The following is a 15,863-nucleotide window of genomic DNA, read 5'->3' on the forward strand; positions in this document are numbered from 1 at the left end:
GACCGTGTCCCGGAACCGATGGCCGGACTCCGGCAGGGGAACGCTTGCGATGACTGCACACCGCTGAGCTCGCGACCCTCACACAGCTGACAGGCACGCGACAGCCGCTGGCACAGGCGATCAGCGTGCAGGTCGGGGACCAGCTGGCTTTCCAAATGGAGAAGCAGCTCGAAGACTTCCTGGTGCACAACTGGGCCAGCACCTCGCTCGGTCAGGAATACGACATCTACACGGAGGACGGCCAGCCCGTCGGTCAGCAGTACCCGACCGACACCGGGCCCATGGACATCCTCGCCATCAGCAAAGAAACAAAGCCAGGCTCCTGGTCGCCGAACTGAAGCGGGGGAGGGCCAGCGACGCCGTCGTCGGCCAGATCCAGCGGTACATAGGCTACGTCCAGGACGCCCTGCTGGAGCCTGGACAGAGCGTCGAGGGCGTCATCATCGCCCGGGAGGACGACCTTCGCATCCGTCGGGCCCCGTCCATCGCCCGCAACATCCGGTTCATGAAGTAGCGCGTCGAATTCCACCTGGAAACCACAGAGTAGAAGGGGTTCCGGCGGTGGCTGGGGGTGGCACGACGACCATAGATCGCACCACTCACCGCCGGCCCCTGCTTCACACACTAGGTGAGCTCCTCGGCGGCGTATACCGCTCGCGGTACCCGTTTGGAAGCGCTGGACTACCCGTTCCCGGGCCGACGAGGAGGCGGACCGCATTGCCACAACGGGCTAAAGTACTGGGGTGGAGATTACAGGAACCATCGAAAACCCCAACGGCGAACAGACCCGCGTGACCGCTTCCGAGAACACATATGAAGAAGCCACGGCCGCCCTGGAAGCGATCGTCCCGGAAGGCCAGAAGCTCATTGTCATCCCCGCGCTCTCACTCGGGTCGCACTCGATGATCCATTCCGGTTCACAAGTGCGGCAGATGTCTGAGGGCCGGCGGCGTCTGGGCGACAGGGCTTCCTTCTCGTCCGCACTGCCCACCGCCGGCCTGCCGCCAACTCTAAGCTGACCCCTGATCGGGTTCACGAGTAGCGACTACCTGAGTCAGAAACCCCCGGCTACCGGTGGGGCCAGGTCTCGGCCGCCGAACCATGGCGCGTTTCCGGCCGAAGCTGCGCAGACATCACGGCGCAGAATGGGTGGCCGGCATTCCGTCGGGCTGATCCCCGTGAAGCGGATCGGCGGCCGCGAGAAGCACAAGAAGCACGAGAGCCACGAGAGCATGGCCGCGCGCATGTTTCGTGCGGACCCTTGGCCTACTTAACCTGAAATTCATTATCGCCTCCCCTATGGTGATGGCCTTGGTTCATTCACAGGGCCCTCCATCGACGCTACGCAGCGAGGGGAGGTCAGGCACGAGTAGCCGGTACTCTATTTCCGCCACGACTATTTCCGCCGAGCGACACCAACCGGGTTCCTAAATCCGATTCTGTGAGGTGTGTCAAGGATGTGAGACAGCCGCAGGATCGGCCACTGCCCGCGTCCCTCGCACATTCGGGAGTCTTCCTCGAGTTACCCTGAGGCATGACCGACCCCCAACAGACCTGGCACGAGGGGCACAAAGCCACCCTCACCCGAGGCCAGCGCGCCGCCGACATCATGCGAAACGGGATGGGTAGCTGGCCGTTCGTGGGAGGCTTCATAGGTTTCATGCTCGTCTGGGCTGCCATAAACACATGGGCGCTGGCCTCTAATTCCTGGGATCCGTACCCTTACATCCTTTTGAACCTTCTGCTCTCAATGCTGGCCGGGCTCCAAGGAGCCATCCTTCTGATCGCCGCCAAAAGACAGGACGCGATAGCCGCCGCCATGGCCCAACATGACTACGACACCAACGTGAAGGCCAAAGAAGAGATCGAGCTACTTATGGCCATCAACAGCCAACAGCTGGAAATCCTGAAAGAGCTGAAGACACTGGCGACCATCGAGCGCCACGGCATCATCGATCCTGCAGGCGTCTGACCCGCGCCGCAGTCAGCGCAACACGCCCACCTGTAGGGTCGGATCATGATCCATACCGTCGCCGTGCCGGCCTTGTCCTCTTATCACTGGCTCGGCATCCCGATCGCCGTCGCCGGAGCTATCCTGCTGGCCCTCGGTACCCTCTTCCAACACAAAGCCGTAGACGATCAAGTGCCCGCACCGGGGCGCGCCGCCGGGAGCATGGGTGGAGGCCGCTTGCAGGCCCTCCTGGGCAAACCGGTCTGGCTTGCCGGCACCGCAATGCTGGGAGCAGCCATACTCCTGCAGCTCCTCAGTCTAAGATTCTCGCCCCTGATCGTTGTGCAGCCCATCGGCGCCGTCGCCCTTGTGGTCACAACCCTGGCCACCGCCAGAGTGACCCGCAGGTCTCCGGGGCGCCGCGCGCTTGCATCTGTGGCCTTGTGCATTACCGGCGTTGGGGTGTTCGTTGGGGTCGCTGCAGTCTCTGCGCAGGACGTTGACATCAGCGACCGGCACCTCATCACGATCCTGATACTGCTCGGCGCGGTCCTCGCCGCGCTCGGCACTGGTTTCGGTCTGTGGCGCCACCGCTGGGGCGCCGTCGTTTTCACCGCCGGAGCCGGGATCCTCTTCGGGTTCGTCGCGGCCCTGGCCAAAACCGTCATCGCCCGGCTCTTCCAAGGCGACTTCGAATGGCTATCCCTTACCTGCCTGGCAGGGCTGCTCGTCGCCGCTCTTTTCGGAACATTCCTGGTCCAGAACGCCCACACCCGAGGGACATCCGAACTCGTCGTCGCGGGCCTGACGGTCATCGATCCGCTCGTCGCAGTCACCCTTGGCATCACCGTCCTCGGCGAGGCCGACGCAGCCCCGGCGGCAGCATTCATCGCATTCCTGCTCGCCGGCGCAACAGCCGTTGCCGGAGTCCTCCTGCTGGCCACAGTCAAAACGGCGCCGGCCAGCGCAACGGCTGGTAGACCGGACCCGACACGACTATAAGCAGCACGAAGCCGCTCGTAGATGACCACGCCCTGGGCCCACTTTGATGTTGCCGTGGAAGGGACGCATGGTGACGGTTTCGCTCTTTCGCTCCTAGAATTTAAGTGTCGGCTTCCACGGCATCCGGGCCGCGGAAACCGTCACACAAGGAGAATCGCCATGGGTTTGGGAGACAAGATCCACAACGCTGCCGAGAAACTCCACGGCAAAGGCCTAAAAGTCGCCGGAGACGCTGACGGCAATGACCGGTTGAAGGCCGAGGGCAAAGGCCATCAGATCAAAGCCGATCTCAAGCAGGCCGGCGAGAAAGTCAAAGACGCCTTCAGGAGGCACTAGGTCAAAGAGAACGATGAGGGTGCTCACGACGGATTGCTGCCGGCGCCGCACCCTCGGTCGTTATGGCTAAAACGCGGCAATGCGCCCATGCCAGGCGGGTCAACCGGCCGGGGCGCCCACGTCCTCCAGCATGGACCTGTCGAAAAAACGGACCTCGCCCGTTGCCTCGAAGAACACCGGAACCACGGATGTACTCGGGTCCTTGGACGTTTCGTAGATCTCCGCCGCACTCCCGTGCTTCCTGGCAATTGTTCCAACCAGTTCAGTACCGCGAACGCGTACAGTTCGATATTTGTAGCTCATGGGTGACCCCTTCCTCGGCTAGGCCAAACCCTGCTCCTGCGAGTTCCCTATTCGGAGGACAATGTCCACAAGCCCGCGCAGCCGAACCTCTTTGTCGGGACCTGGAACATCCGGGCCCTCGGTGACCTGACCGAGAAGTGGCTGGCCGGACTTACGGACTCTCCGAAGAGGGACTGGCACGCCATCGCCTGCCTCGCCGCGGTGATCTCCCGGTTCGATGTCGCCGCCGTCCAGGAATCCCGGCGCAACCCCAAGGCGCTAAAACGCCTGCTGGGCACGCTTGGTCCACGGTGGCAGGTGATCGTCTCGGACGTCACCGAAGGGGCGGCCGGCAACGGTGAACGCCTCGCCTTCCTTTACGACACGGACCGGGTCCAGCCCTCCGGCCTGGTCGGGGAGATCGTGCTGCCACCGGTGGGGGAGGACCCGGCCCGCCAGTTCGCCCGCACCCCGTACACGGCCAGCTTCACCCGCGCCGGCGTCGAATTCACCCTCGCATCCGTCCACATCCTGTGGGGCAAGAACCTCGCGGAGCGTCTGCCGGAGATCACCGAGTTCGCCGCATGGATGCACGACTGGGCGGTGCGGCCCCTGGACTGGAACTCCAACCTGATCGTGCCTGGGGGACTCCAACCTGGACCGGATCGGTGATCCACTCTACGAAGCGTTCGTCTCCACGGGCCTGTGGCCGCCTACCGAGCTGAACGCTGTTCCGCGCACGATCTTCGACGATGACAAGACCCAGCACTTCTACGACCAGCTGGCCTGGTTCTCCAACCCCGACGGCACGTCCTTGCTGAAGGGCCTGTCCTACGGGCAGCGCGCGGGAACATGGACTTTGAGCAGGTCATCGACGAATATCACTCGGGACTACACCTGTTTGCCATGGGTGCTCCGGAGCCGATCAAGGCAATGTACGCGCGGAGCCAGGACGTGCTTCTAGCAAATCCGTTCGGCGGCTCCTCGCACGGCTGGGATGCGGTTTTACAAGCGATTGACTTCGCTTCATCGAATTTCCGCGATGGCAGGTCAGTTAGGTTTGAAGAAGTTAGCCGTTTTGTCGGCGCAGATCTCGTCACGCTGTTCGAGTACGAGCACTGGGAGCCAAGGTCGGCGGTCGCGACGAGTTGTCGCCCTTCGACTTGTGTGTCACGACCACTTTTCGGTTGAAGACCGACGGTTGGCAGCTGGTCAGTCGCCACGCCGACTCACTGACGACATGGCATCCCGACGGACCTCTTCGCCCCACGAACTGAGTTCGGTGATCTACGAAAACGAGGCCGCGTCGGAGGATGTGATCGCCTCGGGTCACCTTGCAGGACACGCCCACGCTGCTCCACAAGACTGCCAGTGCACGGGAGCACCATGGAACTATGACGGCTCCAACAGTTGAGGCGGCCATCCACGAACTGATGGATCTCGCCTGGAATCTTGTCTACGACCTCCTCGATGAGCGGGGCCTGCTCAGTGACGGGCTCTTCGTTGAGGAGTACACCGGATCCATTCCTGGGTGGAAGACCCCACTAGGTACACCGTGGTCCATTCCAGAGATGTGGGCGTCCTGTTTGTGGACACCCGGGCAGTGGACGCCATCGCCTTCCACCACGACCTGCTGGGCGCCGACGACCCGAAGAGCTTCTTCAAAGTGCCGAAGTAGAACCTCGTCGGCTATTCAGCGACGGGGTTGAGCCACCGTAGGGCGGCTAATAACTGCCAGTTCCTCAGGGCATGTGTGATGGGCCACTATTGAGAGTACGAAGACGATGCATCGAGGATCAGAGAAGACTCATGCTGTGGACCCTGATGTGCAAGTTGAATATTCGGCACGAATGGCATGTCGAACACGCCGAAGACTACAAGCGCTGTCGACGCTGCGGCAAGGACGATGACGAACGCACCAGAGGAGGGGGCAACTTCAGTCATTGGGCAGGCGGTTGAAGCGGCGCCAGCACCTGATACTGATCGGCGGTCAGTTGACGCGCCAGCCGGTGTCGATTGGGATCCGCCGGTCATGACGCCTGCGAGGCGCCATTGAGCGGAGCCTTCTCATCGCCCGGTGGGGGCTGGTCCCGTCCTGGGTCAAAGACATGAAGATCGGTTCCAAGCTGATCAACGCACGCAGCGAATCGATCCTGGAGAAACCCTCGTTCCGGACGGCCGCCGTCAAGCGCCGTGCGCTGATCCCGGCCGAGGGATATTACGAGTGGCAGAAGTCCGAGGACGGCAAGAAGATCCCGAACTACCTGTTCTCGGAAAAGGATGACCTGCTGGCCTTCGCCGGCCTGTACGAATTCTGCCGGACCCGTCGCTGCCGGAGGATGACGCCGGCCGCTGGCTGCTCACCTGCACCGTCCTGACCACCACCGCGCACGACACCCTGGGCCACATCCACGACCGGGCGCCGGTCATCATCCCGCCCGATTTGTGGGCTGACTGACTGGACCCGGGCACCACCGTCAAGGCGGACGTCCAGCAGCTCCTGGACGCCGTCCCGGAACCGGTACTCACGCCGCGGATTGTCAGCACCCGGGCCAACAGCGTCCGCAACAACGGGCCCGAACTCTTGGAACCGGAGGGGGGAGACCCATAACTGAGCCGGAGAGCAGACATGCCTACCACGCCGCCAGCCGGCTGTCCCGCGCCGCCCGTGATCTCATGCAGAACGCGGACTCCCTTGACCGGCCCTCGGACGGCTACGTCATCCTGGGCAACGTCCTGGACAGCATGCGGTCACTCGAAATGGCCCTGGGCCAGCTCACCGAATGGCACCGCACCGCCGAATCCGGCCGTCACTTCCACGAAGGCCACGACGACAGCGAGATCGGGACCATGACCGTGGTCGCCGAACTGGACCTGGCCGTGCAGCAGGCGGACGGGCTGCAGCAGACACTCAGCAGGGCCTACGGCGGCAACGCCGTCGTCCGCTGGTTCGATGAAGTGGATCCGCCCGAGGACGAATAGCCTCCCTTCCCGGAAGCCGTCGATGAGCCGCCTGTCGCCTCAGTCGTCAGGTACTGCCCGGGCACCGGCGGTGTCGTGCAGGTCCGGGAGACATGGCTTCTGCAATCTGAGAGTCTTCCCGGGCGGGCCTAGTCAGCGTCGCCATTGGCGACCTGAATGAATCTGCATAACGTCCGTGCCTCGGCCGGCATCAGGAAGAGTTTCAAGGGATTGGGCTGTCCTGCGATTTCGAGGGTGAGGGTGAACCCCTCTGACCCGGCGCTAGGGCGGGCCGACCAGTTCTTGAGAATAGGCGCGAGGTCCTTGCCCATGAGAGCAGTCTGCCCTTCCATGTCCCAGGGGACGCCGGATTCCATGGAGGCTTTATGCTCGGCGCAGACGTACGCTTCGTGAGAGCCAACTGCCTGAGGCTGGCTTCCCGGGAGGGGGACGGAGCCGGGCTTAGTGCAGGCACGCACTGAACAAGTAAGCATGCTTAGCATTATATCGGAGTGGGCGCCCGCGCTCCATAGGGCGGCGAAACCAAACCAATTTCGACCTATTCAAACTTAGACTCGGACGTTAACCTGAGGCAGGTTCGACGGAAATACAGGGTGCGAGGAAGAGTTCGAAGCCGTGGCGCTCAAGGCGGACCCAGAACTTACCGCGGTCGAGGCGGCTGCGATCGCCAAAGTGGGGCAAGATCAGATCGAGCTCAATATCGCACCCAACGAAGGCTGCGCAGAGAGCATGACCGCCTACGCAATTTTGATCCTTATTGCGCTGGCCATTATGCCCGTGGAAAATCCGGGCGAGCACTTAGATGAACCGTCATCAACAAGCTTGGACCGAGAAGTCGGCGCGTCAGTTGATGGCACTCCGGCAACATCCATTCGATTGCAACGCGGAGACGGATTCCACGTCGTTTTTTCGAGTGGAAAGAGACTCGGAGGTCATGGTGGCCCTGCAGGAGGTGGGGAGGTCGGTGGCAGTTTCGGTGGTAACTATCGCCTTGCAGGAGCGCACCGTCCCTCGCGGAAGGCATCACTCAAAAAGTGGGACAACGCGAACCCGTCCGTCGTGTCATTCCTGCCATCAAAGGAACAAACTGAACCGTCCCGGGTCTGATCCATTCAGCCCAATCGCCTACTGTGCTGCTGGCACTAGCCGGCTCTTGGGGTAACTGAACCGTACGGGCTTGCCCCATGCGGTGCTGAAGATGGAAAGGGCGCGAGAGAGGTCGATGAGGTCGGCGCGGGTAGCTGGATCCCATTGGTTCACACGGAGGTGCTCGGCCCACAGCCGGATCCGGAGCGCGAGTGCCGCGTTCTGTTCAGGGGGGCGGTCGTCGACGATGCCGACGTGGAGTTCTGAGTCGGTGGCGCCTACTTTCTTGTTGAAGTTCTTGAGGAGGTTGCCAAGGGCGCTCGTGTCTGTGGTCTCAGACATTGAGCGGTCACTGAAATTTGCTGAACCGATGGCGAAGAATTTGTCGTCGACGACCATGAGCTTCGAGTGGACGATTGTTTCGCGTACGTGGAACACCCGTGCGCCTGAGCTGGCCGTGCCCAGGGCGGTGAGAAAGTCGCCGAGAGCTCCGGTGACTTTGGGTTCGACGCTTGCTTGGGTGTCGTCGTCGTAGCCTCCGAGGACTGCGATAACTTTGACGCCGCGCCGGATTGCGTCGCCGAGAACGGGGAAAAGTGCAGCTGGTGCTGCGACGTACTGGTCCTCGATGTAGATGTATTTGTGAGCTGCCCGGATTGCTTTGGCGTACATCACCCCAACGGTGTGGATCGTGCCGTAGGAAGACGCGGTGCTGTCGTCGAGGGGGTCGGCGCCTGCGGCGTCGTGTTCGGGGAAGTTCAGCGCGACATAGGCGGCCTTCATGCGCGTGGCGGGGGTGGTGATTTTTCCGGCTCTGAGGCCGGATGCCTCGATCGTTGGGTTGAGTGCGGGCTGGATGTTCAGCCCGTCCTTGAGCTGGTAGCGGCGGTTCGGTTGCCGGGAGCAAGCCTCCCAGCGGCGAAGGAACACGCCGAGCACGTCGAAGGCGGCGCTCCCTTCGAGCATTACGCCGGCGTCGTGCCAGTAGTAGTTGAGCGTGTCTTCGGGTTTGGTGGGGTTGCGGCGGGGGAGCGAGGAGTCGTGCCGGGCCGTGTCGAGTCGATCACCGAGAAAGTCAATTCCTCCAAGGAAAGCGGTGACTGTGTCGCCGCGAACGATGACGACGCATTTCTGGTGATGTACTCCCGTTACTTCCCCGCGGTAGTCGAAGAGGACGCGGCCGGCCAGGGGCGTGCGCCCAGCGACTGTTAGGTGGCGCAGCGCGTGGCCCTGCCCGATATTGCCTGCCGGCCCGAACCAGCGAAGTACGTTGTCCAGGTCATTGTTTCGTTCGTCGCCCAGTTCCTTTTCCGTGTGCGCCTGTAAGTAGTCGAGGAGCTGCCACTTTGCGGACATGATTAGTCGGACGTCGACACCGGTCGCAGCTTTCTCGGCCAGGACCGGACCTAGGCGCACATTGTCCGCAGGGTCTAGGCTAAATCGGAAGTCAGCGTCGAAGCGCCAGCCCAGGAAGTAGATGGCGTCGCCGGAGGAGGTTGCTCGGCCCATAGCCATCCGCACCGCTGTGAAGTACTCCTCGCCGTCGACGAGAGGCGTTGCCAGCGAGTCGTCCTCGTGAACCTGGAATGGTGTTCCGGAATTTACCGGCAGGAACCGGCTTGTGATCTCTGAGAACGTCATTTGCAACCTCCCGGGCCTTCACGTGGCCGTGTTGTCCGTTGCGGCATTCAGGTGGAGAGGTCGTTGGGCGTGTATTCCTTGGCTACGATCTGGTCGGTGGGAAGTACGGTGATCCACTGGCTGAAGACCTCGTTTGCGGGAAGGCCGGCGTCGAACCCGCCTGCCAGGGGATTGAATCCACTTTCAAAGACTGTGTCTGCAGCGAGGGTGTTTGCGATGGGGCCGTTTGCATCCTCCATGCGGGTGGCTATGATTTCGAGGACTTCTCCGATGGTCTTATCTGCGAATTCCGCGTCTTCCGGAGCGTTGCCGAGGTAGGGTGTGTCCCATCCGTCGTCTTCATGTCCTTCGATGGCGCGGAGCCAGTTGAGCGCGGCCCTCTCACGGCCGGGGCGGATGGGGATGACGGCCTTGGCCCATGGCGCGTTGAGGAAGGCGTTGCGGAGGTTATCGCCGTCCAGTTGCATTAGCCAGCCGAGAGAGCTGCCTACCTTCGCGGGCATGGAATCCTCGGTGATCTGGTAGTTGCTGTTACGTTTCTCGCCGCCCCACTTGATGGTGTCATCCGGTGTCAGGGAATGAACGCCGTTGTCGAACTTTACGTTGAGATCGAGTTGGCCTCGGCGCCGCTGGGGCATCCACCACTCGGGTGCTACGAAATACAGCATCGCGTCGATGTCGAAGATGGTCCGCACGATCTCGGACCGCACGTGGCTTAACCGCTGGTTATCTGGTGTATCGGGCAGCCGCCAGCTGTCGAGCATGAGCCGTTCGATCAGTTTGCGGTAGACGATGGTGCGTTCCTCCTCGCGGAGGTCCCAGGGTGGGCGTTCTTTGATCGCTGCGGCGTCTTTGATCCGAGACCTGACGTTGTCTATGAATGTCTTTTGGTAGAGGCGCTGCACGGCCGCGTCGTGCTTGGCTTGAGCGGCAGTGTTGAGGCCGCTCACTCGCGTGACCTCGGCGGCGTTGGGTTGATAGATGAGTTCCATGTCCAGATTCACGACGTTTTCGCCGCCGTAGTTAACGAATTCCATAACGATCTCAAAGTTGCCGTCCTTGCTCGGCGTGATCGGGAACTTGATTTGTGCCTGTTTGTTGCCTTGGATCCCGACCATGCGAACTTCCGTCAGGTCGTAGTTGGCCTGAGGGGCGTCAAACTTGAAGTTGAAGGGGCCGAAGATGGTTTGGCTGTCATCGTCATCCTCGTCACCTTTGATGATGCTCAGGTGCTTTCCCTTATAGGCGGTCGCGCCGGTCTCAAGGTATGCGTAAGCGTAGTTCGCTCGATTGTTCGAGTAATCGAGGATCGGGGCGAACGGGATCGGCACGGTCACCTTCTTGGTCATGCTGGCCGGCGGTGGGATCAGGTCCGGCTCTTTAAGGTTGCCGGGGTCTGGCGCATCTACCAGGTGCACCAGGTCGGAGAGGCCGATGGTGCGGCCGGGATCATCGACAAACACCTGCCAACACAGGCGCATTCCCACGTCTTGTAACTGAACGCCCACCCTGCGCATCTTGCGCCGGAGTTCGTAGTTCACCAGTTTGTCGCTGGGATTCTGCAGCACATACCTCCGGCTGCGCACGTCGGTAGTTTCCGTGACCGTCTTGAATACCGACTTGTAGTTGCGTTTGATTTCGGTCGAGAGTTTCTCGCTCTGCTCCCGATTCTGTTTATGTGTGGTTTCCCGGGCATCCTTCCGGGTCGATTCGATACCGAAATTGGCGGACACAGTTCCCTGATAGACGCCGAAGTTGACGGTATTTGTGGTTGAGACCCCGAGCTTTGTCGAGTTGCTGTTCTCGGACTTCACCGCGTCACTCAATTCGTCTTTGGACGTTTCACTCTGCTCGGACCGGGTGGTCGACTCCAGCGCAGTTTCCTCCGTGTGCTCGATCGTCGCACGGCGTGTATTCACCTCAATGAGCTCAATGGTGGTGGAAGGGGCCAGCCAGACGTGCTCGACGGGTTCGCCCTCAAATGTTCCGAGATCGAAGAAGTACTGGCGGAAGAGGTGTACAAAACCCACCGGGGCGAGTGCGCCGCTGTGGTCACCTGGGTCGATATTCGCTAGGGGATCCGATGACTTAAGAATGTCAGTCAGGGGCGCGGCTTCGGTCACTTTGAACAGCTTGGCCAGCTCGTTCGGATCGGCCCCTCCTTGTTGCTCGGCGTGCATTAGCAGAAATGTGGCGATCTCTGACTCGAACTGCATCGTGGTGAGAAAAGTCGCTGCGGCCTCCTCCATTTGTTGGGGCGAGAGGGGGTTGCCCCCTGCGCCAGCAAGCAACCGAGTGTAAAGCGCCGCACGGGCCCTGTCGTTGGCGATTTTAAGGTCTCCGGAACCCGCATTCATCAGATTGTTGACGTCGATAAGCTGTCCCCACTCAGGACCGCTCGGGAGTCTTCCCGAATGGTCAGCGACGAATACCTGTACCTTGTCGAGCAACACCTGTACGAGTTCGCTGCCAAGGTCTTTGGTTAGCGACACTTTGTAGGGAGATCGTCCTGCCGCGGGCTCCAAGGGAACGGCCAAATACTCCAGCGGGTGGCCATTCTGAACTGAAGTTGGCCCGGGAATCAGCCGACCGTCCAGAACGCGACGAATGGCGGGATCGATAATCGCGCCTCCGCGCCTGAGCCACTTCTTCGTCAATCCGGATTCCCACCCCAGAAGCGGTTGATAAACACCGTAGTGAGAGCTTGCGTAGGGAGGTACGCCGCCGTACCGATCCAGATCCTTCTTGAGATCGAACACGGCCACTCCTCGGATAGGCGACTGATGCGAGCGCATTGGTCTCTTCCGCTCCCATGGGTTCACGACTCGTTTTACGCCACATGATGGACTAATGCAATAGCCGCCGCGCTGACTTATAGCTGACGGGGGGATTCTTCGAAGGTGTGGCGGATCTCCTGAAACGGGGGCATGTGATGCCAGGGGGTCCCTATGCTTTTGGTCAAGCTGCCTGGGGAGTTTCTTCACGGTAGAGGGTTCCGTTTTGAGCATGGCGAAGATGGCGTCGCAGCGCCGCCGGGTGAGGCACATGATGGCGGCGCTGTGGTTCTTGCCTTGGGCGCGTTTCCGGTCGTAGTAGGCCTTGGAGAGCGGCTCGGGGCAGGAGGCTATCCACGCGGATCTGAACAGCGCGTTCTTGAGTTCTTTGTTTCCGGAGCGGGCGGGGAATTCTCCGCGGATGGAGGTGCCGGAGCGGCGTGTGACGGGGGCGATGCCGGCGTAGGCGGCGAGATGACCGGCGGTCTTGAAGCTGCTGGCGTCGCCGATGGTCAGAGGGTGTCGTCGCTGCGGTCTTGATGCCGAATCCCGGCGTGGACGTCAAGAAAGAGGGAAGTCATCGAGGAGTTTTTCGACTTCAGTGGCGACGATGCTGCGCTGGTGTTTGAGTTCTTTGATCTGGGCCGCGACGCGAGGGATGACAAGTTCGACGGCGTCGGTTCCGGCCACGGTCACGGTCTGCTCTCCGAGCGCTGTGAAGATAGCATCACAAGTTTGGCCGGGTCCGTCCGGCTGTGGTTGCGGGCACAGCGCAGCACGTTCGACCGCCCTGCAGCGCGCAGACCATCACAACCTGGATCGAAAGGACCTACCACCGCCGGCGACGCCAAAGACGGCTGGGCAAACTCACGCCCATCGAATATGAAACAATCAACCGGCCCGCGCTCACAGCGGCCTAAGACCCCGAGTCAACAAAAGTCGGGGCAGTCCCGTTCGCATCAGGTCGTATAGATGCTTCCGAGCAGGTACAGGCACCTCAATTCCCTAGACCTCATTTGATGGGTATGTCATGCTTCGTTGCATGCCGTATTTCGTCGAATACGTGGCGGTACAGGCTATTGGCCGTTCCCGTATTCAGGGCGTCAGCCCCAGCGATGCGCTCACGATAGTGCAGGGCGCCTTGCGCGGCGTGCCGTGCACCTCGGTTATCCTGCGGTATGCCGCCGGCTCGAATCCAGGTTTCGGCGAGGGGTCGATCCTCGCAACCTACACACCCACCCAAGGATGGATGATTCACGGGAGCTGACCACCACAGTTTCTCGCATTTCCGGGTTGAGAAAAAAGACCGCGTGAGTGCAATCGGAGGCATGTGACCGGGTTCCGTCCCTGGCCCGCGGGTCGGCCTCGGTATCAGGTCCCGCTGGCCCGGCAGTTGGTTCCGGTTCCGTAGTGCAGCCAGCCGGGAAGCGCTGTGGTGAAGGCATCGCGGACGGTCGGGGTGTTCGTGACCGTCCAGTCGATCCGGCCGTTGACTTCGGCCTCGTTCTTGTCCCACTCGAACCAGTTGATCATTTTCAGTTGCGGGAACTGCGCCGCCGTTTGCGGGCTGAAGACCTGTTCCCACCAGGTCCGTTTGATGTCCGACTCCGGGGCCCCGTCCACGGCCGGGTTGTAGAGGGCGGCTGTTTCGGGGATGGCCAGAGGCTTGTCGTGGTCCTGGCTGTAGACGTGGTAGAAATCGGGGAGCAGGCTGTCGTCGCCGTTGGCACCCACGTAGTTGCCCGTCAGCTGGTCGGCGAATTTGTTGGCCTCGGGAATCTCGTTCTCGCCCCAGGGGTAGCGTGCGCCCCAGTGATACAGCGACATGCCCACCCAGTCCACCGCGGCGTCTCCCGGGTAGTACGGGGCGTAGGAATCATCGGCCATGGTCAGGACTCCGTCGTGGTCCGTGTCCAACGCTTCGAAATCCGGGGTACCCGGCTTCGCTTCGTACTGGCCGCCGGCGAACGGATACCCGCCGCCATAGTTCGGCGCCCACATCATCGCCGAGCCCGGAGCCCCTCCGTGGACGGCCTCGGCGACTTGAGAGAACACTGATTTGTACTCAACGGGCTGCTGGGACCACGGGTACCAGGACCCGTTCATTTCGTGGGCAAACCGGACGATCACTGGGACGCCTTCGGCATTGAGGGATACCAAATCCTGCACCAGTCCGGCGATGACGCCTGGGGTGATCGCGGCCAGTCCATGTTTCGGTTCAAGGGTCAGGAGCATCATGTGCCCGTCAGCGCGGATCTGGTTTGCGGCCTGGTGCAGGTGGGCCCGTTCCTGCTCGGTATACGGGAAGCCCGCAAAGGAGACGCTCACTGCGGGCTTGTGACCGAGATCGGCGGCATATTGGGACAGCGGCTTGGCGCCCAGGTTCAGGTTGACGCCAAAGAGGGCTCCGGAGCCAGGCACCAGGTCCGTCCGGCCCGTCACCTCGCAGATAGGTATTGCGGCAGCGCTTTGGCTTGCCGCTGCTTCCTGACGTGTCCGTTCGCGGTCCGCCAGGCCGTTGGTGATGCTGGCGGCACCGAACGCCATGGCGAGTACGACTGCCGCCACCGGCAGGCCCCACGCTTTCACTCGGCTTAACGCCAGCTCGCGCCGGTCCACATCCGGGTCGGCAGATGAGTCGTTAGGCATAGCGGTACCCCCTGTTGGCCTGCGGTTTTGGTTCTCATCCTAAACGCAGCGCAGGCGAAAGCCGTTGCGGTGCGATTGCCCGAAGTCCGCGTCGAACCACCGGGAATGGTCGGACCGAAAGTGCCGGCAGCTTGTTCAGCGTGACTCTCCCCGTCCAGCCAGGATCCTAGCCGTCGAACTGAAGCAGGGGAGGGCCAGCGACGCCGTCGTCGGCCAGACCCGACGTTACATGGGCTACGTCCAGGACGCCCTCAATGGCCCGCAACATCCGATTCACGAAGTACCGGGTCGAATTCCACCTGGAAACCGCGGAGTAGAAGGGGCCCGGCGGTGGCTGGGGGTGGCACGACGACCATAGATCGCACCACTCACCGCCGGTCCCTGCTCACACAGTAGGGTGAGCTCCTCGGCGGCGTGTACCGCTCGAGGTACCCGTTTCCTAAGTTAGGGGCTACCTGTTCCCGGGTTGATGAGGAGGCGGACCTCATTGCCTTAAACGGGCCAAAGTGCGGGGGTGGAGGGTACAGGCACCACCGAAGACCCAGAGGGCGGACAAAGCCGGGTAACGGCCTCCGGCAAAACCTGCGAAGAAGCCAAGGCGGCCTGGAAGCGATGGTCCCGGAAGGCCACGAGGTCATCGTCATCCGCACGCATTGACGCGGGTCGCACTCGATGATCCACTCCGGTTCACCGGGTGCGGCAGATCTGAGGGCCGGCGGTGTCTGGGCGGCAGGGCGTCTTTCTCTTTCCGCACTGCCCACCGCCGGCCTGCTGCCAACTCTAGGCTGAGCCCTGACCGAGTTCACGAGTGGCGACTACTTAGGTCAGAAACCCCCGGTTACCCGGTGGGGCAGGTTTCGGCCGCCGAACTATGGCGCATTTCCAGCCGAATCCCTGCAGACATCACGGCGCAGAATGGGTGGGCGGCGTTCCATCGGGCTGGTCCCCGTGCAGCGGGTCGGCGGCCGCAAGAAGCACCAGAAGTACGAGAGCCACGAGAGCGTGGCCGCGCGCATGTTTCGTGAGCACCCTTGGCCTACTTAGCCTGAAATTCATTATCGACCCCCATATGGTGGTGGCCCTGGTTTATCCACAAGACCTTCCATCGACGCTACGCAATCAAGGGGAGGTGCGGCACGAGTAGCCGGTACTCTATGTTA

19 protein-coding genes and 1 pseudogene are annotated in these 15,863 nt (G+C 61.7%); 13 read left to right on the top strand and 7 right to left on the bottom strand.

Translation table 11 applies throughout. The annotated features are described in order from the left end of the window. The first annotated feature begins 125 nt into the window (after nucleotides 1-125). The 5 genes from SBP01_RS08275 to SBP01_RS08295 all read left to right on the top strand — a co-directional run bounded on the left by SBP01_RS08275 (nucleotide 126) and on the right by SBP01_RS08295 (nucleotide 3,289). Nucleotides 126-338, top strand: coding sequence for a hypothetical protein (locus SBP01_RS08275; RefSeq protein WP_320538067.1), 213 nt, complete (start codon nucleotides 126-128; stop codon nucleotides 336-338). Nucleotides 339-743: 405 nt separating this feature from the next. After that, a complete protein-coding gene (locus SBP01_RS08280) occupies nucleotides 744-1,019 on the top strand; it encodes a hypothetical protein (RefSeq protein ID WP_320538068.1) in 276 nt (91 codons plus the stop codon). Between the two features lie 515 nt (nucleotides 1,020-1,534). Then, nucleotides 1,535-1,972 carry a DUF1003 domain-containing protein gene (locus SBP01_RS08285; RefSeq protein ID WP_320538069.1) on the top strand — a complete coding sequence of 146 codons (438 nt, stop codon included), beginning with the start codon at nucleotides 1,535-1,537 and terminating at the stop codon, nucleotides 1,970-1,972. 45 nt (nucleotides 1,973-2,017) lie between these two features. Beyond that, a complete protein-coding gene (locus SBP01_RS08290; protein WP_320538070.1) occupies nucleotides 2,018-2,953 on the top strand; it encodes a multidrug DMT transporter permease in 936 nt (311 codons plus the stop codon). A gap of 159 nt (nucleotides 2,954-3,112) precedes the next feature. Then, nucleotides 3,113-3,289, top strand: coding sequence for a CsbD family protein (locus SBP01_RS08295; protein ID WP_320538071.1), 177 nt, complete (start codon nucleotides 3,113-3,115; stop codon nucleotides 3,287-3,289). Nucleotides 3,290-3,388: 99 nt separating this feature from the next. Here SBP01_RS08295 and SBP01_RS08300 read toward each other — a convergent pair whose 3' ends face one another. Next, entirely contained in the window at nucleotides 3,389-3,592 is a 204-nt protein-coding gene (locus SBP01_RS08300) for a hypothetical protein (protein WP_320538072.1), read from the bottom strand. A gap of 201 nt (nucleotides 3,593-3,793) precedes the next feature. Here SBP01_RS08300 and SBP01_RS08305 point away from each other — a divergent pair, with 201 nt between their 5' ends. The 6 genes from SBP01_RS08305 to SBP01_RS08325 all read left to right on the top strand — a co-directional run bounded on the left by SBP01_RS08305 (nucleotide 3,794) and on the right by SBP01_RS08325 (nucleotide 6,553). Then, on the top strand, nucleotides 3,794-4,243 hold the full coding sequence (locus SBP01_RS08305) for a hypothetical protein (protein ID WP_320538073.1): 450 nt from the start codon (nucleotides 3,794-3,796) through the stop codon (nucleotides 4,241-4,243). Between the two features lie 180 nt (nucleotides 4,244-4,423). Beyond that, nucleotides 4,424-4,762 carry a hypothetical protein gene (locus SBP01_RS08310; RefSeq protein WP_320538074.1) on the top strand — a complete coding sequence of 113 codons (339 nt, stop codon included), beginning with the start codon at nucleotides 4,424-4,426 and terminating at the stop codon, nucleotides 4,760-4,762. Between the two features lie 364 nt (nucleotides 4,763-5,126). After that, on the top strand, nucleotides 5,127-5,249 hold the full coding sequence (locus SBP01_RS08315; RefSeq protein ID WP_320538075.1) for a hypothetical protein: 123 nt from the start codon (nucleotides 5,127-5,129) through the stop codon (nucleotides 5,247-5,249). Nucleotides 5,250-5,679: 430 nt separating this feature from the next. Next, a complete protein-coding gene (locus SBP01_RS08320) occupies nucleotides 5,680-5,949 on the top strand; it encodes an SOS response-associated peptidase family protein (RefSeq protein ID WP_320538076.1) in 270 nt (89 codons plus the stop codon). Beyond that, nucleotides 5,946-6,029, top strand: coding sequence for a hypothetical protein (locus SBP01_RS19755; RefSeq protein WP_414004291.1), 84 nt, complete (start codon nucleotides 5,946-5,948; stop codon nucleotides 6,027-6,029). Before SBP01_RS08320 ends, SBP01_RS19755 begins: the two co-directional genes overlap by 4 nt. A 218-nt stretch (nucleotides 6,030-6,247) precedes the next feature. After that, on the top strand, nucleotides 6,248-6,553 hold the full coding sequence (locus tag SBP01_RS08325; RefSeq protein ID WP_320538077.1) for a hypothetical protein: 306 nt from the start codon (nucleotides 6,248-6,250) through the stop codon (nucleotides 6,551-6,553). Nucleotides 6,554-6,681: 128 nt separating this feature from the next. On the opposite strand, the gene SBP01_RS08330 is transcribed toward SBP01_RS08325, so the two are convergent. Then, nucleotides 6,682-6,864, bottom strand: coding sequence for a hypothetical protein (locus SBP01_RS08330; protein ID WP_320538078.1), 183 nt, complete (start codon nucleotides 6,862-6,864; stop codon nucleotides 6,682-6,684). A gap of 304 nt (nucleotides 6,865-7,168) precedes the next feature. On the opposite strand from SBP01_RS08330, the gene SBP01_RS08335 reads away from it, so the two are divergent. Further along, nucleotides 7,169-7,660, top strand: a complete 492-nt coding sequence (locus SBP01_RS08335) for a hypothetical protein (RefSeq protein WP_320538079.1) — start codon at nucleotides 7,169-7,171, stop codon at nucleotides 7,658-7,660. Nucleotides 7,661-7,678: 18 nt separating this feature from the next. Here the strand turns inward: SBP01_RS08335 and SBP01_RS08340 are convergent, their stop codons facing one another. The 4 genes and pseudogenes from SBP01_RS08340 to SBP01_RS19765 form a co-directional block, all read right to left on the bottom strand. Further along, nucleotides 7,679-9,280 (bottom strand): phosphatidylserine/phosphatidylglycerophosphate/cardiolipin synthase family protein, encoded by a 1,602-nt coding sequence (locus tag SBP01_RS08340; RefSeq protein WP_320538080.1) that lies wholly within the window; start codon nucleotides 9,278-9,280, stop codon nucleotides 7,679-7,681. Nucleotides 9,281-9,327: 47 nt separating this feature from the next. Continuing rightward, entirely contained in the window at nucleotides 9,328-12,039 is a 2,712-nt protein-coding gene (locus SBP01_RS08345) for a hypothetical protein (RefSeq protein WP_320538418.1), read from the bottom strand. A gap of 390 nt (nucleotides 12,040-12,429) precedes the next feature. Next, a pseudogene (locus SBP01_RS19760) lies at nucleotides 12,430-12,570 on the bottom strand (transposase); the annotation flags it as partial. Nucleotides 12,571-12,615: 45 nt separating this feature from the next. After that, the gene (locus SBP01_RS19765) at nucleotides 12,616-12,744 is read right to left on the bottom strand and encodes a hypothetical protein (RefSeq protein WP_414004278.1); all 129 of its coding nucleotides are present in this window, start codon (nucleotides 12,742-12,744) and stop codon (nucleotides 12,616-12,618) included. A gap of 352 nt (nucleotides 12,745-13,096) precedes the next feature. On the opposite strand from SBP01_RS19765, the gene SBP01_RS08355 reads away from it, so the two are divergent. Beyond that, a complete protein-coding gene (locus tag SBP01_RS08355) occupies nucleotides 13,097-13,321 on the top strand; it encodes a hypothetical protein (protein ID WP_320538081.1) in 225 nt (74 codons plus the stop codon). 104 nt (nucleotides 13,322-13,425) lie between these two features. Here the strand turns inward: SBP01_RS08355 and SBP01_RS08360 are convergent, their stop codons facing one another. Then, the gene (locus tag SBP01_RS08360; RefSeq protein ID WP_320538082.1) at nucleotides 13,426-14,703 is read right to left on the bottom strand and encodes a glycoside hydrolase family 26 protein; all 1,278 of its coding nucleotides are present in this window, start codon (nucleotides 14,701-14,703) and stop codon (nucleotides 13,426-13,428) included. Between the last annotated feature and the right edge of the window lie 1,160 nt (nucleotides 14,704-15,863).

It is taken from the genome of Pseudarthrobacter sp. IC2-21 (genome assembly GCF_034048115.1).
In the GTDB taxonomy this organism is placed as follows: domain Bacteria; phylum Actinomycetota; class Actinomycetes; order Actinomycetales; family Micrococcaceae; genus Arthrobacter; species Arthrobacter naphthalenicus.